This window comes from Mesorhizobium sp. M0800, assembly GCF_040320095.1.
Classification (GTDB): Bacteria; Pseudomonadota; Alphaproteobacteria; order Rhizobiales; family Rhizobiaceae; genus Mesorhizobium.
This window is the reverse complement of record NZ_JAMYOZ010000053.1, coordinates 1-19,616: the sequence shown is the minus strand read 5'-3', so window position 1 is coordinate 19,616 and position 19,616 is coordinate 1. Positions and strand designations below refer to the sequence as shown.

Sequence of the window (19,616 nt, the reverse complement as noted above, 5' to 3'; positions counted from 1 at the left end):
CGCGTCATCCGATGCTGGCCTCCACTCCAGCCAGCATCTTGAATCACAAAACCGACTGATCCGGAATCCCCTTCGATTCCGTCAAATCAGGAACCGCTCTAGTGTGCACATGGTCAGCCTCGTTCGCCGGCGGGAATGAATTTGCTTTTGATGCCGTCGACCGGCGCACCGATCGTAGGCCGCCGGTCGAGCACGCCGCCGGGGCTGAGGAAGGATAAAAGCAGCCGGTCGGCCTGGATCGCCGGGCGGCTGAGACGCGATGGCGCGGCGGCCCGCGGGCCGGCCATGGCAATGCGCCGGATGGTGGTCAGGTTGACCTTCAGGCCGACGGCGCCGTCGGAATCGAAAAGGCCGTTGGCGATGATGGCGCGGCTCAAGGCATCGGCAGCGAACAGCTCCTGGCGCAGTTGTTCGATCAGCCAGTGGACCGTGCGCCAGCGCTCGCCGAGCGCCTCGGCCTTTGTCCTGACCTCGTCGCCGGGCGCAGGCGTGGCGACGGCAGCTTCGGCGGGGGGTTCGTCCAGGGGGGCGCCAACGCGGCGCTCGTCCGCGTCCTCGATGGTTTTCTCGATCAGCGCAATTTCAGCGTTGCAGTCGTCCAATGCGGCACGCGCCGCCGTCAAATTGCCGGCGCCGAAGATCGCGTGAAACTTTTCCGTTTCCAGCTCGGCCTTGCGGGCGATCGCATTGTTGAGGTCGGTGTCGAGCAAGGCGCGGATGGCAGCGAAATCGGCAGCCGTCCGCGCCCTGCCGAGGTCTTCGGCATGGGGGAGTTGAGTCACGGGTGGGTTCCTTGGTTGGGGAAGCGATGGAGGACGGAGCGGGTGATCTCCCCCCCCTCGAGGGGGGAGATGGCCGGTAGGCCAGAGGGGGTCGTCTCGCGTGGAGCGCCGGCGTTCTTCCCCCGCGATGGAGGCTATAGGAGGCCGCGTCAGGACGAACCGACCCCCTCTGTCGCCTTCGGCGACATCTCCCCCTCGAGGGGGGAGATCAGCAGTTTCTAAGGCTCGGCGTCGAACACTGGTGTCATCGCCCTGATCGTGCAGGGCGTTGGATTGACGTGGCGGATCTTCACCCGCCCCTGCCCTTCCCAGCTATCGTCGATCGGCACCTCGACATTGCCGGTGAACAATTTCGCCATGCCGTCGGGTGCAACCACGGACGGGATGCGAACCTGCTCCCAGCGGCCGCGGATGAACGACTGGACCTGAAGCCCGGTTGTGTCGGTTTCCAGCAGCGAAAGAATGAGCTTGGCCACCTTCTTGCGCCGCCCGACGATCGATCCGTCGCGGCCGCCGACATCGAGCTCCAGCGTGTTGGCTTCGGACTGGTAGCCGAGCCCGACCTGCCATTTGGCTGCCGTAGCTCCACCGGGCAGAGAAACCGCGCCAGCGGCCACAGCAAGGCCCTTGTAGACTTTGCCATCGGCCAGGACGTCGGCTGTTTCGCCGTTGAGATGATCAAGCCCTGAGACCGTGCCCACAGCGACGCCGCCATAGTTCAGGCCGCAGTCGACTTCGAATGCATCGCCGATCCCGCCATACTCGAACGGCGCGGTCTTTATTTCGATATAGCGCCTGGTCACGCCGCCGATCGTGCGCTTGACGATCAGCCAGAGATCGTCGTTGCCGTCCTGGCCGGGCGTCACCACGGCGCTTTCGACAACGGCCCAGTTCGATCCTGCGAAGCTTCCGGCGATCTGGTGGATGTGCATGCCGCGAACGTCCTGCGACGGCTGGTGCGTGTAGCCGCCGAGTTCGCCATTTCCGAGCGGGAACCACAGCAGCGGGTCGGGGTCGGTCTGGAAGGCGAGTTCAACGACGCCTTTCTTGGGAATGTGCTCCGATATCTGACCGACATCGTCGGAGGTGAAGCGGCCGGTGGCGTTTTGCGTCAGCTCGGCGATCGATTTGCGGGAGCGGGTCACATAGAGGAACGACTGCCCCGCATCGACGGGACGCAGCGGGGCACAACCGAAAGTCCGGGACCGGCGGTTCTTGAACGAGGACGGCGTCAGCGCCTCGTCGATCCCGGAACCCGACAGCGCCCTCACCCCGCCAAGCGTTCCGATGATCAGCGCGCCGTCCGATTCCGCCACCCACGTAATGTCGTTGGCCTGGCCGCCACCTGCCTGCACGAATTCCAGCGCGTCGGTGTCTTTCTCACCGGTGGCGAAGTTGTCGAAATCGCCGGTTTGCGAGGCATAGACCGAGAATTTTCGGCTGAACGCCAGACGCTCCTCGTAAAGCGAACCGCTCTGGACGTACTTGCCGGGCACGAACGTGCCGAGACGCCACCGAATGATCGGGCTGAGATCGGGCAGAGCATGCCCGTACAACTGGACCGTGACCACCGTGGTGCTGGTCCGGGCAACGATCTTGGCCCAGCGCCAGAAGCCATCCGCGCCAAGCAGACGAATGGCACGGCCGACATCGCTGGTCTGGAAGCCGATGCCGTCATTGATGCCGACGATCGAGGAGGCCGAGAGATCAAATGGCGTTTGCGACGGCGCGTATTCGTGCAGGGCCAGTTCGGCGATAGCGGTTCCGTCGCTGCCGCCACCTGAAAACAGCAGCTGATAATATTCGTAGGCAACCGTGTTGTTGAAGCCGTCGAAGAAGCGGGTTTCCGACTTGGACCAGCCCGTCTCTCCGTCCCGGCTGTCGAGCGTCGTCCAGTCGGTGCCGTTGCGCGAGGCCTGGAATTGCCACTGGGTCGGCGATGCAGTGTCTGAGTGATCATTCGTGGCGGTAATCCAGTAGGCGTCGACCGTCTTGGCTCCGCCGCCGCCGAACTGATAGCGCAGATACCCGCTCGGAAAACCCGCTATGTTCTCCCCCTTCTGCTTGTCGCCATCGAACACCTGCCACACGTCGGATGAGCCGTTGCTGTTGCTGACCGTGCCGCTTGGCAGCGTATTCGCGACCATGACCGGCATGGCGTTGCCGGTTGCGGCCGGCGTCAACGTCGTGGCCGTGGTGTTGATCTTGTCGTAAGGGCCGTCGAGAAAGACGAAATCGGCCAGCGTCCAGGTCGTGTGCGCGGTGCGCGTCAGCACTTTGACCGGATGACCCTTGTGGGTGATCCACATCTGGTCTGCCGACTGGACGAATTGCAGGTCGAACAGATCGGCCTCGGGATAAGGCGAAACGACTTCGACCGTGCCGACGCGCGCGCCATATGCATAGACGCGGATGTAGAGATCGCCGAATTCGAGCGCATAGGCCTGGTCGGCCGAGAAGATGAACGGGATCAGCCGTGTCGCCTTTGACGGAACCTTCACCTGCGCGCAAAAATAGGTGCCGCCACGCTTCCTGATACCGCCATGCGGCAGCGTGACGAAGTTCGTGCATTTCGACAGCGCCGCCCGGTAGAGGTCGAGCGAGGCGCGAGCATGCAAGCGGGGAGAAATCTCGCCGCGGATGAAAGCATCCTGGATCGGATAGAGCGTGGTCATCGGCCGACGCCCCGGCTGTCGCCGCGCTGGAAAGCCCAGGAAATTGTGGAAGATCTGCCGCCGCGCTGGATGGCATTGGCCGAATAGGCGGCGTCCAGCGCCCTGTCATAGGCGCTACGGGCGACGTCGATCATGCCGGCCTTGTGGGTCAACGGATGGGCGATCTTGATGGCGAGCGCCGCCACCAGCACTTCGCTGAACAGCGCGTCCCAGTCGTTGGGGTCGGTCAGATTGGCGACATAGCGGATGACGCGCGGTCCGGCGTGATCCGAATAGATCAGCCCGGCCTCCTGCCGCCATGAGAGCGGAACGCCATCCGGCTCGCCATTCCCTGTCAGCGGCAAGGGCCGCAGGCAATCGGCGGGAAGCTCATAGGCGAAGTTCAGCGTGCCAGCGCCGCTGCCGGTGTCGAAGCCGGCGACCGAGGCCGCCAGGATGGCGAAGACAAAGGCGTGCTTGGTCAATTCGGCCTCGCGGGTCAGGTCAAAATGCAGATTGAGCAGGCGTGCCGCCTTGGCATCCTGGTCGAGGCTTTCGATCGGCGCCTCGTCGAGCACGGCGAGCGCCATGTTGGCGATGTCGAGCGGGGTGATGGCCATGGCTCAGGCCTCCGGCTGTGTGATTGGTCGGGGAAAACGGGGCATGGTGCCTCCACGGCAAAAAGCCGCTTCGAAGCGGCTGGGGATTTTTTGTGATTTGTGGCTTGGGCAGAACGTTGCACGTCTCGTGCATCTAGCGTCACAACGCCAACCGCCCCGTCAGGACACGGGTGGCAGGCGCTGCGTGATCCGCCTCTTTTCCGTTCGAAGTAAGGAAGACGGCAAAGCTTCGGTTGTTGCAGTTTCAGGACACCGCCGCGCAACGCGGCGATGTCTTGCATGAATTGTGTCAGCCGACGTGTGCGCCGGTCGAGATCCCTGTTTCAGCTGACTTGGCAAAGACGCTTGCTTTCACCCTTCCGGCACCTCCCGCCAAAGCCAAGCCCCTGTCCAGGGCGTCCTGAAGACTTGGCGTGTAGTAGGCGGTGTCTTCCAGGCCGCTGAAGAAGTTTATGCGATGAACTTCCCCCTTCTTGCTCATGACAATGCCCGCTTTTCGGAGCACTTCCTGAACTGTTTTGTACTTCATGTTCATGGTGACCTCCCTTACCAAGACAAGGCAGCATCGCCCTTTCTTGTAACTGTTTGGTGCCGTCGATTGACCGAAGGGCAACACGAATAATGTGGTGAACGCCAAAAGTCGCACTCTGGTGCAGCGCAGTGGGTGAACTTGGGGTTCGCCACATCGGCCGACCTGGCGTCCCGAAGGGGCGGGACGTCTGACGCCCGCCCCTTCGCCCGATCAGGCCTCGGTCGTCTTCAGCGCGATGAACGTCATGTGCTTGACGCTCGACGCCGTGCGGTCCCAGTTCGCCGCCAGCGCCAGTTCCGCATCGGTGGCAAATTCGCCGGCCGAGGACGCATCGAGGAAGCGGGTGCCCGGCACATGCGGCACGAAATGCCGGCGGCCGACCATTTCGGTGACGCCGCCGCCATGGCCCTGCCGCGGCTTGCGGTCGAACTCGAGCGGGCCGCCTTCGGTGTTGACCGGCAGTTCGTTCCACAGGATAGCCTTGTCCTTGAACATGAACGCCGTGTAGACGCCCGCGGCGACCGGAATGTCGTCGTCGACGACGGCCCTGAGCCCCATGTAATAAGGGATCAGCGGCCCGCCCTGTTCGGACGATGGCACATAGTCGATGAGGTCGGCGAGCTTCAGCGCCTTCATCTGCTTCGAATGCATCCAGATCGTCTTGAACTTGTCGGCGCGGTCGCCCATCAGATAGGCGGCCTCGATGATGTCGGTGTCGACGATGGAGGCGCCGGTGACGCGCACCAGGTCACTGCCGTCATTGGCGATGTTGTCGGCCAGCACGCCTTTCAGTATGCCCAGCAGCGTCAGCTTGTTGGCGCGCTGCCAGTAGTCGGTCTGGCGGCGCACGATAAGCTTCTGCGGATCGTCGCCGGCAAGGATCGAAGTCAGGTCCGGGATGCCCCAGGCCTGCGCACGCACATTGCGGGCCGCGACTTCGCGGCGCGCGCCGATCTTCTTCATCTCGATCGAGTCGGCCGGGTCGTCATTGACCGGCTCGGACGGATCGTTGCCGAGGTCCTTCCAGCCGGGCATGTCGACGGAACGTCCGCCCAGGCTGAGCTTCGAGGCGATCGACGGGTCGGAAAACAGGATCCCGGCCTGGTAAATCTCCAGCGACTGGACGTGCTCCTCGAACGAGTATTGCGCATAGACGGAGGGAACGATCGCGTCCGCGATACGGGTATAGGCGTCTGCCATTTTTGTCTTCCTTCAGGTTCGGGTTAAAGAGGATTGTTGGGCATCCACAGGTCGGGATTTTCGCCGGCCTCGCGTGCCAGCCGCCGGGCGCGGGCGGGGTCGCTTTTGACCAGGGCTGAGATGCCAGTCAGGTTGCGCTCGCCGGCGGCATTGCGCTTGAAGGGATTGCCTCCGCTCAAGGCAGCATTGCCGTCGATCGTGTCTTCGCGGAACATCGCCTCGCCGATGGCGTGGAACGCCTTGGCGATCTGCGGGTCGGTCAAGGCACCGTCCGGCAGAAGGATGCCCTTCGCCTTGTAGGCATTGACCAGTCCGAGCTTTTTCATCGCCCGGTTGGCGACCTCGAGCTTCTGGCGAAAGCCATCGCTGCCGGTCGGTCCCCAATCCCGCACGAGATCGTCGTGCGTCGTCTCGACTGAGCGGGCAAGGGCGATTTGCTGTGCCTTGGCCTGCTCGGCCATGTAGCCGACGAAGCGGTCGTGATAGGCCTGTGCGACCTTCGGGGTAGCACCTGCCTCGACCGCCCAGGCCTTGGACGCATTGGCGAGCTCGTCCGAATAGGCGAAGTTTTCGGGGAGCCGGTCGGGGCGCCTGTACTCGACCTTGTCGGGCGAGGTCAGCGGACGCATCGCCTCGGGCAGCCGGGCATGGAACCTGTCCCAGTCTTCCGCGGCTGCATCGGCTGCCGGAACGCGCAGGCTCTCGCCCTGCTGCCGCTCCAGCTCCGCATAGGAGGCGAAGACCCGATCGAGGCTTTCAGGCTTGGTCCAGCCCTTGGTTTCAGCAAGCTTGCGGTTGCCTTCGGAAAGACCGTCAAACCAACTTTTGGCCGTAGGCGGGGCGGACCCGTTGTCCCCGTTGGCCGGTGGCCGTGCAAGGTTGCCCGCCGGTGGCGCCGCCACCACGGACCCGGCGTCTGCCAGATCTGTCATGAGAAGATTCCTTTTGTTACAGAATTAAAGGCCGGTGATGAGAGCACTGGCGGCGAAGCTTGGTATCTCCCCCCTCGAGGGGGAGATGGCCGGCAGGCCAGAGGGGGTAGCCGCGCGTGGAGCGCCGACCTCATCTGTCGCCGGGCGTCGCGCCCGGTCGAACCGACCCCCTCTGTCGCCTTCGGCAACATCTCCCCCTCAAGGGGGGAGATTAGCGCCTACGCATTATCGCCCCAGTTCTCCCAGAGCAGCGTGATGATGCCCGACACCGCCAGCGTGCCGTCGGCGTCGATATCGGTGCCGGTCGCAAACGCCAGGTTGAGATAGAGGTCGACCGGCGTCACGGTGCCGTCGAGCGTCAAGGCTGCGGCAACATCGGCAATCGATGCGCTCGACGGCGCGGCACCCGTGCCATCCAGCGTACGGCCGGTCGCGCCCACCACATTGACCATGGTGCCTGCCAGTACAGCGCTCGATGCTGCCGTCGAGCCGAGCGACCAGGTCAGCGCGGCATTGTCGTTGATGGTCGAGGCGCGCGGCGTCAGCACGGCGAACTGCAATCTTGCCGTGCCGCCCTTGATGCGGACCTTGCCATCGAGAAAGTCGAAGAGCTTCTGGCTGGCAAAGCCCTGCGCATCGGTGACCGGCACCGGCATGGCATTGAACGAAAAGACGGTGCGGTAGGCGCCGCCCTGTCCGGTCGTCCTGGCGGTAAGCCCTGCCCTGGGTGGGGCAAGGCCGGCTTCTCTGGCGGCGGCACGCGAAAGCGTCCGGGGAAGACCTCGGGTCATTTGGTATCTCCATTCTTGCGGGATTGAAAACGGGGTCGGCTGGGCCGCCGCACGCAACAGCGGCAAAAGCTCATGACATTTGGATCAGTTATGTGTATCTATACACAACATGAAGAGCGCCGATGTCATTCACAGGCTGTTGGCGGATGGCTGGTACGAAGTGGCTCGAAAAGGAAGTCACGCCCAGTTCAAGCACAAATCCAAGCCGGGCCGGGTGACAGTTCCGCATCCCAAGCGCGACATCCCGATCGGCACTCTCAAGAGTATTGAAAAACGATCCGGCGTGAAGCTGAGGTAGAGAAATGCGGAACTATATCGGATTGATCCACAAGCAAGCGGACAGCGACTTCGGCGTCTCCTTTCCCGATTTTCCGGGCCTGGTGACAGCCGGCGTCAACCTGGATGATGCCCGTGCCATGGCCGGGGAAGCACTGGCCTTTCATGTCGAGGGGCTGGTCGAGGATGGCGAGGCCATTCCCGTACCGTCGTCCCTGGAGGAGGTGATGTCGGACAAGGACAATCTGAGCGGTGTCGCCATCCTGGTTCCCTTGAAAGCTGAAGCTGCGAAGGTCGTGCGTGTCAATGTCACCATTCCGGAAGATGTCCTCGATCAGATTGACCGATATGCGGAGCGCCACGGCTACAGCCGATCCGGATTTCTGGCCGCTGCGGCGAAAAAGGTAATGCAGATCGAGGCAGCGTAGCGCTCTCGAAGGTCGACTGGAGATGAAGCTCTTTGGGTCTTGTTCGGTTACTTTCTTTGCGGATCAGGCCGTCAGACAAAAACAACCATGTCTTATTTCGTGAGGCACGGTGCCTATGTTCCGCCGCAAATGCGACCGCACTTGGCAAAATCGCCCCGTGTATTAGCTCATACGTTTCAAGGGAGTACCAGACGATGACCATGTCCAGAGCCATTGCCGCCATGCTGGTGACTGCCGCATTGGCAGGCTGTGCGCAGACCGAAGCACAGCAGAGAACCAGCACCGGTGCGCTGCTCGGCGCCGGCGCCGGCGCGCTTGCCGGCCAGGCGATCGGCGGCAACACCAAGAGCACGGTCATCGGTGCCGGAGCCGGCGCCTTGCTGGGCGCCGTCGTCGGCAACGCCACCACGCCGCAGCCGCGCAGCGAACAGCTTTGCCGCTATCAGGATCGCACCAGCGGCCGCATCTACACCGCCCCCTGCGACGACCGGTACTACAACGGCGAATATTGAGCCGGCGCGGGCTGCAATCACGACAACGCCGGCGGGACAGCACCCCCCTCTGGCCTGCCGGCCATCTCCCCCTCAAGGGGGGAGATTGGGTATCTTGTCTGCTTCCGCCAATCACCAACGTTGCAGGATTGGCGGCTAGGGCGAAGCTGCTGATCTCCCCCTTGGAGGGGGAGATGGCCGGCAGGACAGAGGGGGGCGCCTCGCGCCTTTCGGACCTTATCCTACCTACCCCTCCAGCCTCGCCGCCTTCTCCAGTGCCGCCAGTTGCGCCTCGTCCAGCATCAAAAACCCCATAATGTGCTGCACCACTTCGGCCCGCGCATTGCTCAGCGCGCTGTGCAGCTCGAAGCCGTTCGGCGTCTTGGTCTTGGCCAGCCACTCGCTGTAGGACGGGCGGCGGTAATAGCCGGTCACGGCCGTCAGGTCGGCCAGCACCATCTCGCCGTCCTGGCCCGAGAACACCCTGAGATAGGCCTTGGCCAGGGCATCCCGCGCCTTGGCCGGGCCGCCGGCCTGGCTGGAATGGGCGAAGCGTTTGCCGCTCATGCGCCCTGCCCGCCCGAAGCATCTTGCGCAGCCTGCGGCATCAGTCCGCCGAGCCCGTCGAGCAGGCCGCTGTCGCGCGCCTGCACTGCCGCCGGCACGGCATCCCTGGCGACCTTGCCGGCGGCAGCCATCGCCGCCATGCCGGCCTGTTCAGCTTGAGCCTTGGCTCTGGCATCGCGGATGCCCGCCACCTCATCCTGGCGGCGAAAAATGCGCTGCGGGCTGCGGCCGGCGCCCTGCACGATCTTCAGCGCCTCGTCGCCGTCGATATTGTCCATCACGCCGGGATCGAACTGCGCCATCTGCATGGCCGTGGTGACAACCTGGATGGTGTCGCGCGCTTCGGCCGAGCGGCGCAGCACGTCGAGCGGACCGGTGAAGGTCGGCCGCAGCGCCTTGCCGGCGAGGCTCGCCGGAGGCAGGAAGCGGCTGTCTTCCTCGTAAAGTCCCTTGTCTTCCAGAATACCCAGCTCGCGGTCGAGATTGCTGGCAAAGCCGGCCTGGATGATCGAACCGGACGGCCCGAGCAGCGCGCCCTTCTCCTCCTGTCGGATCAAGGCTTCGGTCGCCGTCATCTGCGGGTTCTGCACCAGCGTCTGGAACAGGTTGACGAACATCATGTCACGGATCTCCTCGGCCCGGCTGTCGGCGTAATTGAAGGCATAGGTCGGGTTCTGGCCGGTGGCGATCGGCGCGATCAGCGGCCGGCCGGCATCGTCGATGAGGCCGGGATAGTTCTCGCCGGGATTGAGCACCGGCACATAGTCGAGGCGAGCCTTGGAGGCAGTCGCCGGATCGGTGATCTGCTGCAGCGCGCGCAGGCCGGAGCGCCGCACCGCGTTCTCCTCGCGCACCGTCGTCAGCGCTTCTATGGTCGGCGAGATGCCGTAGGGATCGCCCTCGTAGCGGCGCCAGTTGAAGCATGACACCGGGAACGAGCGAAAACCGCTTTCCCTGACGATCGCCTCCTCGTCCTCGATGACATGGTAGGAGGCGAAGGCCGTGTCGAGATACTGGTAGGAGCCGCTCAAGCTGTACATCTTGCGCTCGTCGCGCGGCTGGATGCACTGGATCAGCGAGATCTTGGTCTCGCATTTGGCGGGGTCGTCGACCAGAATCTTGATCCGCGCCGGCAGTCTGTCGTAGCCGAGCAGTTGCGCCGCCTGTCTTGCCGTGCGCTCGTAGCGGCGGTGGAAAATGTCGACCTGGCCCCAGCGATTGCGCGAGAGATAGCCCTCGACCACCGGGATCGAGGCATAGCGGATCAGCGTGCCGCCAAAACCCTCCTCGGCATAGAGATAGGCCGGGCCATAGCGCACGACATTGCGCAGGCAGGCCTGCGTTGCCGGCACGAAATTGGAATTGGCGGAATAGCGCAGCGAGAACAGGAAGTCGCGCAGCGCTTCCGCCCATTCCTTTTCCTCGTCGGTTTCTTCGTCGTTGATGGCTGCGGTCGACAACCCATGCCATTTCTCCGACTGCGGAATGATCAGGCTCTCCAGCCCCGCGGCCAGCCGGTTGGCGGCCGAGTTTATGGTGTTGGCGTAGACGCGCGCACCGCGCCGCTCCTGCCGCTCAGCCTGCGAATCGACGCCGGCCTGGCGGCGGCCACTCCACATATCGGGCGCGTCGGGATCGCAGAATTCGGACACCGCCTCCCAGACATGCTCGTACTGGCTGCGCTCGCTCTCCAGTTCTGCCTGTCGCGATAGAATATCGCGAGCACGGGAATCGCTCATGGTCAGCCTCGCTTGATGAACTCAATGGGAAAAAGAAAGAAATGGCGAGACGCCGAAGCTGCCGATCTCCCCCCTTGAGGGGGAGATGTCCGGTAGGACAGAGGGGGTCGTCTCGCGTGGATCGGCGACCCCCTCTGTCGCCTTCGGCGACATCTCCCCCTCAAGGGGGGAGATTGGAAGCGCCTTATTCCGCCGGCGTCGTCTCCAGCGCGGCTTTGCGCCCAAAGCGCTGCACCACGAAACGGCCCATCTTCTGGCCGGGTACTTCGATCAGCGTGTAGGTGATCCAGGACAGCAGGCACACCACCGGCAAGACGACGACGGTGACGATCGCAAAGCGCAGCGGCGCCGACAATTCGTGGCCGAACTGGGTGATGACCAGAGCCGCCACCGGCTGGAGAACCAGCAGATGGATCAAATAGATGCTGAAGGAAAGCTCACCCATCAAATGAAAGAACCTGTTGGCGAGCGTCATGGCGATGTTTCTGGCCACGATACCCGCCATTCCCGGCAGCATGCGGTAGAGAACCAGGGCAAAGAACCCCAACACGAGCGCCTCCCGCATCAACAGCTTGCCAAGTCCATAGCCGCCGCCGAAGGGCAGCGCCGCCAGCAGCATGGCCAGTGCCAGATGCACGAAGGGCCGCTTCTGCCTTTGATGGACGACGCCCGCCAGCAGCATCCCGCACAGGAAAATCTGCATCTTCAACGGCAGGAACGACGGCATCGGAAAGTGGACCGATAATTGTCCCATCAAGAACACCATCGCGCTGCCGATCGCCGCGGTCAGGATGGCCGCCCATAGCCAGTCAAGCCTGCGCACCAGCAGCATGATGGCCGGAAACAGTGTGTAGAACTGCATCTCCAGCCCGAGGCTCCAGTCCGGCAGCGGCGTGCGATAGGCGAAATTCGGCACCAGGCCGAACAGGAACAGCAGATGGGCGCCGATATTCTTCAGGCCGCTGTCGAGATAACGCTCGGGCGCCTGCGGCGACCTCAGCAGGAACTCGTCGATGATCATTCTCGACCCGTAGAGATAGGGGCCAAGCGCCAGGGCAGCGAACAGCATGACGTAGAACAGCGGCGCTATCCTGAAATAGCGGCGGGTCCAGAATTTCAGCCAGGTTTCCGGCCTTTGCCAGGGCTCCTTGTCCTGGCGCAGCTGGTAGTGGAACACCATCAGGAAGCCGGACAGCATGATGAACAAATCGACGCCGAGGTCCGGTTCGCCAAGAATAGGAATCTGCCAGCCGGTCAACAACAAGCAGTGCCCGATGAGCACCCAGATCGCGGCAAGCGCCCGAAGCCCGTCCAGGCACTCGATGCGCGATGACCGGGCTTCTGTCATGCCGAACTCCTCGATTGCCATGTTGCAATGCAGCATGGCGGCTGAGGGAGGAATGTCAACCGTGCGGAAGGAACACGATTTGCGCTGTGCTGTTACGGAAAACGCGGAACACCGCAGGGCAATTGTAGAGGCATGCACTTGAACACCCCCCTCTGTCCTGCCGGACATCTCCCCCTCAAGTGGGGAGATTGGCAGCTTGGAGGACAGCGCCTTTTCTGCACCCTCGAAAATTGGCGAAGACCGTGATGACAGCCAATCTCCCCACTTGAGGGGGAGATGTCCGGCAGGACAGAGGGGGGCGCGAAGGATCGCGGCTTTTGTGATCCCTGCAGACAAGCTCCCGTCTATCTCTTCTTCCCCAACCTTGCGTGCCGGCGCCAGTACCACCAAGCCAGCACCCGGTTGCGGAACACTCTTCTCATGGCGCCCATGTCACACCCCCAGCAGCACGCGGCGCTGGCCGGTCAGCTCACTGGGCGACAGATCGGTCTTCACCGTTCCTGCGGTGCCGTCATTGGCCGCAAGCTGGGCTCGCAAGGCGGCTTCGCGCGCCTGCACGTCCTTGTCGGCAATGGTCGGTGTCGGCGGCAACGGCTTCAGCGCCGGCGGCTTTTGAAAAAGGCACATGGTTTTCTCCAAAGTGAGAGGCTCTTGTCCAGTCGTAGAGCAGAAAATCCTCGCCGTTCCGGCCATAGCCCGGCAGGCGGCAGCGTTGCGTAGCGCCCAGCCGGGCAAGCCAGCGCAGCGCCAGTTGATTGGCCGCCAAGGCGCGGGCCTCGACACGCCAGGCGCCGCGCGCCGCAACTTCAGGCCCGAGCACGGCATGAAAGAATTCCGTAATGCCAGGCACGCAGCGCCTCATGCGGCGCGTGCCCCAGCTCCAGGCGATCCACAGCCCGCTGCGCTGCTCGGCAGCGCCAAAGCCGGCCTCCGGATTGCCGTCGAGCTCGGCGACGTAAGCAAAGCCCTGCAGCGCCGTCAGCGCCAGCAGCGCCGGCGACCATGCGTCGAACTGGCAGTCGATCTCGGCGCGATCTTCGGGCCGGAGGTTGGCGGCGATGTAGGAGAGATCGCGCAGGGTGGCGGGAATGATGCGAACCCTCACCGAAACGCCCCCAGCGGATCGCTCTGCCCCGCCTTCCGCCGCGCGGCCTTGAACAGAGCCGGATCGACCACCGCTTCCCTCAGCATCATCACGCCGTAGCGGGTCGCCGCCATCAAATCGTCGTGCAGCTTCACCACCTGGCCGTCCCTGCGGTGATAGAGCCGGAACTCCTCGAACCACGGCAAAAGCGTCGAGAACACCTTGAACCGGCCTGATTGCATGCGGTCGAGCATCTCCATCAGCCCGGCCTCGACCGATACCGAACCGTCGGCGAACTGCGCATGGCTGGCGAGCATGTTCAGCCCATGTGCCGAATATTGCCTGGCAAGTGCGGTGCCGGCACCTTCCAGCGTCTCGCGGCGGCCGTCGCGCGGCCATGCCCAGGGCAGCCATTCGCCCCACGGTTTCAGCGTCAGCGCCTGCATCGCCGGCGTCTGGCGCGAGGCGCGGCAGGCTTTCGTGACATAGACCACATCGGCCTCGGTATCCCAGGCCAGTTCGACCGCGGCCGAGGGATGATCCCAGCCGAAATCGAGCGCGCCGAGCCTTGGCCAGTAGCGCGGCAGCGGGAACGGCTCGCAGGCGATCTGCTCCTCGGCCACCGGAAAGATGCGGCCGGAGCCGAGCACTGGAATGCCTTTTGCCCTGGCTTCCCGCTCATGCGCCGGATAGGCGGCAACGATCTCGGCGCGCTGCTCCGGCGTATAGTGCTCGGCATCGTCGATGGTCATGAAGGTGACGTGACGGGTCATTGTTCTCACCCTCGCGGCATTGAATCGTGGTGGCAGGCGCCGGACGGATGATGCTGTTTGACAAAGAACTTTCCGATGGCGGGACAGCGCCCCTCTCTGTCCTGCCGGACATCTCCCCCACAAGGGGGGAGATCGGATGCCACTCCAGCTTTCGCCAACCTCCAACGTCGACTGCAAAGCGCGGCCGGTGAAATTGCCAATCTCCCCCCTCGTGGGGGAGATGTCCGGCAGGACAGAGGGGGGCGCGAAGGAACGCAACGGATGAGAGGAGCGAATGCTTCTTTCCTGAACTTGCCTCACCTCCTCCCCATCCCTCCCACCTCCTCCGCCGACAAGAACAACAGCACCACGTCCGACATGCCGAGCAGCGGCGTGAAGGTGACGATGGTGATGCCGCCGGTGGCGTTGGTGCGGGTCAGCCCTTCGGAATAGATGTCGAGCGGCGGCTCCTCGTCGAACCAGACGCCGTGCAGCGTTTCACCCTGCCATTTCTCGCGACCCTTCTCGTAGCTCTTGAACGACAGCACCGATTCGCCGGCCTGGACGTCGCCACCGCCGCCCCAGCGCACCACGACGCTGTCGAGCGCGCCCGGCGCCCGCCCCGCCATCGTGCTGACGAGGGCGTCGGCCGGGATCATGCCGGTGCCCCAGGCCGCCTGCTGCTGCGGCGGGCCGATCAGGATGCGCTGCGGATTGTCGCGCGTGCTTTCGCCGGTGACGCCGGCCGCCCACATCCGAACCGGACAGTCGAAAACCTTGCCTTGCCACCAGTCGGGATAGCGGCCGGTGAGGTGCATCGCCCATTCGGCGCCGCCGGCCCTGGTCTTGCCGAGCTGGTTGCCGGCCATGAACAGGCGCTCGCGATTGGTCGCGCCGGCTGCATGGAACTCGGCCTGCCTGGAATAGGGCCGATAGGCGGCAAGCTGGTTAGTGCGGCGCCTGCGGTCCAGCTCCGCCAGCAGGCTGAGATATTCCGTCCTTGCCGCCCGGCTCTGCGAGGCCTTTTGCGAAGCCCGGCTTCTCGAGGAACGGCCTAAGGACGGCTTCGAGGCCGCGGATTCGCTGCCTGATTTCGTCATCGCTCAATGCATCCAGATTGTTGATGTTGACACTAAGATCCTTGGGCAGCACCGACAGCACGAGCTTCAGATACTGATCGGGCTTTTCGGCGCGCACCTCGGCGATGACGCTGGCGCCATGGGCGCGGAAATCGGCGCGGATCGCTTCGAGAAAGCCATCGGCCAGCGTCTTCTTCGCCCGCCTGGTTCGGCCGGGCTTGCCGGGTGCTTGATCGTGCGGCTGCGGATCGCCGGCGGAAGGAGCCTTGGCCATGCCCTACTCCGCCGTCCCGGCGGACATCGGCTTCTTGTTGCCTGGCCGCACGATGCGCTTGCGCGGCCTGGCCTTCTTGCCGGCGCGTGCCGACTTCGGCTTCCGCGGCTGGCTTGCCGGTTTCGCATCAGTCGTCGTGCCGGGCTTCATCGCACCGGCGTCAGGCAAGGCATTCAGCCTTGCCCTGAGAATTGCCACCGCGTTGCCGTCGAGTGCTCCCGACGGGAAGCCAAAGCCGCCGACCGCATCGACGGTACCGCCGCGCACCATGCCGATCCGCACGCCGGCCGCCACCGGCTCGAAGCGGCCATGGCGTGCATAGGGTGCGGCGCCGGCGAACTCGCCAATAGCGCTGACGACCTCGCGGCCGTCATCGTCGGTGATGATGGTGGCGTAACGGTTGGACATGGGGATGTTCTCTGAAGTGGGCGCACGAGCGCGTTGGGAAATCTATGGACGATAGGTGGTTGCGGACCGGAATAGTCGGTCGCGTTCATTCGCGCAGACATACCTCGGCAGCACACGCAACATTCGGTCGAACAGGAGCCCGAAATGAAAAACCCGCCTCGGCGGGCGGGTCGTTGGAGCCAATTGGCACCATACCCAGATTAGTAGCACAGCTGCCGGCACAAAGCAAGAACAAACGTGGCACGGCGGCAGAAAATGCACTGACGACCTCGCACCCTCGTCGGTGAACGGCTGGAAGGAGGGGCGAAAAGGCGGGCATTGCGTGAGACTTGCGTTGATGGGATGGTGGTTGCGCTTGAGGGGAACGCGTCATGGGCAATGTCACCAGTCACTACGGCAGCGACGGCATCGTCGATCGCATATTGGCCGCGATCCCGGACGCCGACCCGGCCGGAAAACTCGCGGCCGCGCAACTCTATCCATTCGATCAGCTCCATGGCCGCGAACTGATCGCCACGCGGGAGCATGCGGCCCGTCTTGCTCCTTCGCCGAGAGATCGGATCCTGGATATCGGCAGCGGCATTGGCGGGCCGGCAAGGTTTCTGGCCTCGACCTATGGCTGCCAGGTCGACGGCATCGACCTGACACCAGCCTTTGTCGCCGCGTCGAGCCGACTGACCGCACTCAGCGGACTGGCAGACAAGGTTCGCTTCCATCAGGCCGACGCAACGAAACTGCCTTTTGGCGACAGCACCTTCGATGCGGCGATCTGCTTCTATGTCGGCATGAACATCGAGAACAAGGCCGCGGTCATCGACGAGGCCTGGCGCGTGCTGAAACCGCGAGGCAGGCTGATCTGGACCGAAGCCGTGCTCGCCGGCGGCGAGCCCTACTATCCCATGCCCTGGGCGGTTTCTGCGGCGACCAGCCACCTCGCCGATCGGGAAAAATTGAAAACCCTGTTTGTCGATGCCGGATTTCGTATCGACGAAATCGTCGACGAAACCGGCGAACATGTTGAGCTGGCGCTGAAGAGGGCCAATTCCGGCATCGTGCCCTCGCCGGCGCAGCAGCAGGCAAATGAAGTCGTCATGGGCGCGGAATTCCTGCAGCGCCGCCGCAACTACATCCGAAGCCTGAGTGACGGAAAACTCGCCTCTCTCGCCGTGATCGTCTCCAAACCGGCCTGAAACAAAAAACCCGCCTCGGCGGGCGGGTCGTTGGAGCCAATTAGCACCATACCCAGATTAGTAGCATAGCTGCCGGCACAAAGCAAGAACAAAATGTGGCGCGGCGACAAAAAAATGCGATTTCCTTTCAGCGCCTCGCCTTGTCCGCCTCCCGATTGACCTTCCAAGAAGACCGCTAGGCTGCATTCCTTCGCGCCCCTCTCTGTCCTGCCGGACATCTCCCCCACTTGGGGGGAGATCGGCTTTCGCGGCGGCTTTCGCCAATCTCCAACGTTGCAGGAAGAGCGCAGCGCCGAAACCGCCAATCTCCCCACTTGAGGGGGAGATGGCCGGCAGGACAGAGGGGGGTCCTGTCCCGGGCGCTGTCCCGCCGACTTCACAGCCGGCAACACAAGCAACGTTCGATCGAAAAGAAGCCTGAAAACAAAAACCCGCCTCGGCGGGCGGGTCGTTGGAGCCAATTGGCACCATACCCAAATTAGTAGCATAGCTGCCGGCACAAAGCAAGAACAAAATGTGGCGCGGCGACAAAAAACCGAATTTCTCTTCAGCGCCTCGCGTTGCCCGCCAGCCACTTTGTGGGCGCGAACGCAGCGTCGGCAATTGGCGCTTCCTCCATTTGCCGAGGCATCTCACCGGCCGACGAGCAGCCGCAGCCGCGGATCAGAACAGGCATTCGCGCGTTTGAACCCCAGCCAATGGGAGCAAAAGCCATGAACGTCGCCAATCTGCAACTCGAAGGCCTGCTTATGGCCATCGCATCGATCAATCAGGTCCTGGTCCGCAAGGGCGTGCTCTCCGTCGAGGAGATAGACATCGCCTTGCGCAAGGCCGAAGCCAGCGAGACCAACGAGGAAAGGTCCGAGGGCATGTCGGCGTCGAGCCGCGATGCAGTCAACTTCCCGATTCGACTGCTGGAGTTGGCCAATCAGTGTCAGCCGGAGACGGACATGCCGTCCTTCTCGAAACTGGCGCGCATGGTTGGTCAGATCAAGGAACCTTACAACGACCAGATGTGACACCGCGATCGGAGCTGACGCGGCGATACCGGCTTTGCCGCTCCAGGGCGGCAAGACTGCTGGCGGCGCCTGCTAGCGGCCCTGCAGGATCTTGATCAACTTGCTGCTGTCGGCCCCCGGCGAGGAAAGCCTGCGGTAGTCCGCGTAAGTCAGCCTGCCATTAGCAACGGCATTAAAGAGCCGGTTACAAAAGGCGCTATCGTATTTTGCGACACTGACATTCATGATTGCTGCGTAAGTCTTTCTTTCGTTGAGCGGCGTGGACCTCTCGCGTGCAATGCATTCGTTGATCGCCACGCGCTTGGTGACAGGGCTACCTTCAAGCGTGGTATGCATCGTGTTGAATTCGCCTTCGGTCAAGGTAGTGCAGCCGGCAAGCAGAGACGTGCCGATCATGGCGGCAGCAAAACGCGTGGCGATGTTCATGAATTCCCCCTCAAGACCCGCGTCTTGCTTAGCCCGCCGAATGTTGGAAGTACAGAGGGAATGCAGGCGCATCTACAAAAAGCATAAACCTCGAACGCTCGTACTTTAGCTCTCGCTTTTATTTCACTCGACCTGCGATGGCCTGAATGACGGTATCCGGCCGCTCTCGATCGTCACGACGATGCTGGTGCGGATCGTGCTGCCGATCTGGCCCTGGTCGCGGTCATAGACCCGACCGCCATTGTCGCAGCCACCCTTCTGAGCGCCTTTACGAGAACGCCGGATGCGAGATTGGGCATCACGCCCTGCCAAGCCTCAGCGCCAGGACCCTGCCCGGCCCGTGCACGGCGGCGAACAGCAGCCCGGCCAGGAAGGTGAAGTGATCGACGAAGAAGCCGAACTCGGCCTGGTTGCCGGCCCAGTGCGAGGGCCCGTGGAAGGCGAAGCCAAGGAACAGCACATAGGCGCCGGCGACGAGTGCTGCCCATGAGAAGAAGGCGCCGGTCAGGAAGCATAGAACGAGGACGACCTCGAGCAGGGCTGCGCACCAGGCCAGGAACAGCGGGAACGGAAACCCGGCCGCCGCGATATAGCCGGCGGTGGCGCCGATATCGACGAATTTGAAGATCACGGCCATCAGGAAGACGGCGGCAAAGATCAGGCGGGCGATAAGGATTGCCGCGGTCTGCCACGGCGACTGAACGGATGATTGAGCGGTTTCCAAGGTCATGATGTCCTCCCAAGAGTTACGATGGTTGTGCCCCAAGGACGCACCACCAGCCGCAAGCCCGACATCATCCCCCGAAAAACCTGCAGGATACAAGCGCGGCACCAAAGTGGCGCCTTCCCTTCTCCCCTTGTGGGAGAAGGTGTCGCCGAAGGCGACGGATGAGGGGTGCTCCAGCTTGGCGCCGGCGGCATTCCGTCCAACACCCCTTGTGTCTCTCGAATCATGCAGGATTGGGCTGGCGGGCGACCCGGGTCATGACCGGATCACCCGCTGCGACGGAAGCCCGTACACCCC

General features: G+C 63.3%; 22 protein-coding genes and 1 pseudogene. 5 read left to right on the top strand and 18 right to left on the bottom strand.

Annotated features, from left to right (window positions below; genetic code table 11):
- Positions 1–113: 113 nt before the first annotated feature.
- The 7 genes from NKI18_RS32080 to NKI18_RS32050 form a co-directional block, all read right to left on the bottom strand.
- Positions 114–782 carry a hypothetical protein gene (locus NKI18_RS32080; RefSeq protein WP_352621474.1) on the bottom strand — a complete coding sequence of 223 codons (669 nt, stop codon included), beginning with the start codon at positions 780–782 and terminating at the stop codon, positions 114–116.
- A gap of 218 nt (positions 783–1,000) precedes the next feature.
- Positions 1,001–3,457: a phage tail protein gene (locus NKI18_RS32075; protein WP_352621472.1), complete on the bottom strand. Its 2,457-nt coding sequence runs from the start codon at positions 3,455–3,457 to the stop codon at positions 1,001–1,003.
- On the bottom strand, positions 3,454–4,056 hold the full coding sequence (locus NKI18_RS32070; protein WP_352621470.1) for a phage connector family protein: 603 nt from the start codon (positions 4,054–4,056) through the stop codon (positions 3,454–3,456). The genes NKI18_RS32075 and NKI18_RS32070 overlap by 4 nt, the downstream gene beginning before the upstream one ends.
- 289 nt (positions 4,057–4,345) lie before the next feature.
- Positions 4,346–4,591, bottom strand: a complete 246-nt coding sequence (locus tag NKI18_RS32065; protein ID WP_031211513.1) for a hypothetical protein — start codon at positions 4,589–4,591, stop codon at positions 4,346–4,348.
- A gap of 207 nt (positions 4,592–4,798) precedes the next feature.
- Positions 4,799–5,788, bottom strand: coding sequence for a Coat protein (locus NKI18_RS32060; protein WP_352621468.1), 990 nt, complete (start codon positions 5,786–5,788; stop codon positions 4,799–4,801).
- 23 nt (positions 5,789–5,811) lie between these two features.
- Entirely contained in the window at positions 5,812–6,720 is a 909-nt protein-coding gene (locus NKI18_RS32055; RefSeq protein ID WP_352621466.1) for a hypothetical protein, read from the bottom strand.
- A 218-nt stretch (positions 6,721–6,938) separates the two neighbouring features.
- A complete protein-coding gene (locus tag NKI18_RS32050) occupies positions 6,939–7,511 on the bottom strand; it encodes a hypothetical protein (RefSeq protein ID WP_352621464.1) in 573 nt (190 codons plus the stop codon).
- Positions 7,512–7,620: 109 nt separating this feature from the next.
- On the opposite strand from NKI18_RS32050, the gene NKI18_RS32045 reads away from it, so the two are divergent.
- The 3 genes from NKI18_RS32045 (at position 7,621) to NKI18_RS32035 (ending at position 8,727) form a co-directional block, all read left to right on the top strand.
- On the top strand, positions 7,621–7,809 hold the full coding sequence (locus NKI18_RS32045; protein WP_352621462.1) for a type II toxin-antitoxin system HicA family toxin: 189 nt from the start codon (positions 7,621–7,623) through the stop codon (positions 7,807–7,809).
- A 4-nt stretch (positions 7,810–7,813) separates the two neighbouring features.
- Positions 7,814–8,215 carry a type II toxin-antitoxin system HicB family antitoxin gene (locus tag NKI18_RS32040; protein ID WP_352621460.1) on the top strand — a complete coding sequence of 134 codons (402 nt, stop codon included), beginning with the start codon at positions 7,814–7,816 and terminating at the stop codon, positions 8,213–8,215.
- A 194-nt stretch (positions 8,216–8,409) separates the two neighbouring features.
- A complete protein-coding gene (locus NKI18_RS32035; RefSeq protein WP_352621459.1) occupies positions 8,410–8,727 on the top strand; it encodes a YMGG-like glycine zipper-containing protein in 318 nt (105 codons plus the stop codon).
- A gap of 225 nt (positions 8,728–8,952) precedes the next feature.
- Here the strand turns inward: NKI18_RS32035 and NKI18_RS32030 are convergent, their stop codons facing one another.
- The 8 genes and pseudogenes from NKI18_RS32030 to NKI18_RS31995 form a co-directional block, all read right to left on the bottom strand.
- Positions 8,953–9,273, bottom strand: coding sequence for a Bbp19 family protein (locus NKI18_RS32030; protein WP_352621457.1), 321 nt, complete (start codon positions 9,271–9,273; stop codon positions 8,953–8,955).
- Positions 9,270–11,012 (bottom strand): portal protein, encoded by a 1,743-nt coding sequence (locus NKI18_RS32025; RefSeq protein ID WP_352621455.1) that lies wholly within the window; start codon positions 11,010–11,012, stop codon positions 9,270–9,272. Before NKI18_RS32025 ends, NKI18_RS32030 begins: the two co-directional genes overlap by 4 nt.
- Before the next feature lie 184 nt (positions 11,013–11,196).
- Entirely contained in the window at positions 11,197–12,360 is a 1,164-nt protein-coding gene (locus tag NKI18_RS32020; protein ID WP_352621453.1) for an acyltransferase family protein, read from the bottom strand.
- A 511-nt stretch (positions 12,361–12,871) separates the two neighbouring features.
- Positions 12,872–13,465, bottom strand: a complete 594-nt coding sequence (locus tag NKI18_RS32015) for a hypothetical protein (protein ID WP_352621451.1) — start codon at positions 13,463–13,465, stop codon at positions 12,872–12,874.
- Positions 13,462–14,217: a phage terminase large subunit family protein gene (locus NKI18_RS32010; RefSeq protein WP_502900798.1), complete on the bottom strand. Its 756-nt coding sequence runs from the start codon at positions 14,215–14,217 to the stop codon at positions 13,462–13,464. Before NKI18_RS32010 ends, NKI18_RS32015 begins: the two co-directional genes overlap by 4 nt.
- 332 nt (positions 14,218–14,549) lie before the next feature.
- Positions 14,550–15,167: pseudogene (locus NKI18_RS32005) on the bottom strand (terminase large subunit domain-containing protein); the annotation flags it as partial.
- The gene (locus tag NKI18_RS32000; protein WP_352621450.1) at positions 15,145–15,549 is read right to left on the bottom strand and encodes a hypothetical protein; all 405 of its coding nucleotides are present in this window, start codon (positions 15,547–15,549) and stop codon (positions 15,145–15,147) included. The gene NKI18_RS32000 and the pseudogene NKI18_RS32005, both read right to left, overlap by 23 nt.
- Positions 15,550–15,552: 3 nt before the next feature.
- A complete protein-coding gene (locus NKI18_RS31995; RefSeq protein ID WP_352621448.1) occupies positions 15,553–15,957 on the bottom strand; it encodes a hypothetical protein in 405 nt (134 codons plus the stop codon).
- A gap of 371 nt (positions 15,958–16,328) precedes the next feature.
- Here NKI18_RS31995 and NKI18_RS31990 point away from each other — a divergent pair, with 371 nt between their 5' ends.
- Positions 16,329–17,147 carry a class I SAM-dependent methyltransferase gene (locus tag NKI18_RS31990; RefSeq protein ID WP_352621446.1) on the top strand — a complete coding sequence of 273 codons (819 nt, stop codon included), beginning with the start codon at positions 16,329–16,331 and terminating at the stop codon, positions 17,145–17,147.
- A gap of 713 nt (positions 17,148–17,860) precedes the next feature.
- Positions 17,861–18,166: a hypothetical protein gene (locus NKI18_RS31985; RefSeq protein WP_023675713.1), complete on the top strand. Its 306-nt coding sequence runs from the start codon at positions 17,861–17,863 to the stop codon at positions 18,164–18,166.
- 72 nt (positions 18,167–18,238) lie between these two features.
- Here NKI18_RS31985 and NKI18_RS31980 read toward each other — a convergent pair whose 3' ends face one another.
- From NKI18_RS31980 to NKI18_RS31970, 3 genes are all read right to left on the bottom strand, one after another.
- Positions 18,239–18,592: a hypothetical protein gene (locus tag NKI18_RS31980; protein ID WP_352465355.1), complete on the bottom strand. Its 354-nt coding sequence runs from the start codon at positions 18,590–18,592 to the stop codon at positions 18,239–18,241.
- A gap of 123 nt (positions 18,593–18,715) precedes the next feature.
- On the bottom strand, positions 18,716–18,904 hold the full coding sequence (locus NKI18_RS31975; protein WP_352621445.1) for a hypothetical protein: 189 nt from the start codon (positions 18,902–18,904) through the stop codon (positions 18,716–18,718).
- The gene (locus tag NKI18_RS31970) at positions 18,891–19,322 is read right to left on the bottom strand and encodes a DoxX family protein (RefSeq protein WP_352621444.1); all 432 of its coding nucleotides are present in this window, start codon (positions 19,320–19,322) and stop codon (positions 18,891–18,893) included. The genes NKI18_RS31975 and NKI18_RS31970 overlap by 14 nt, the downstream gene beginning before the upstream one ends.
- Between the last annotated feature and the right edge of the window lie 294 nt (positions 19,323–19,616).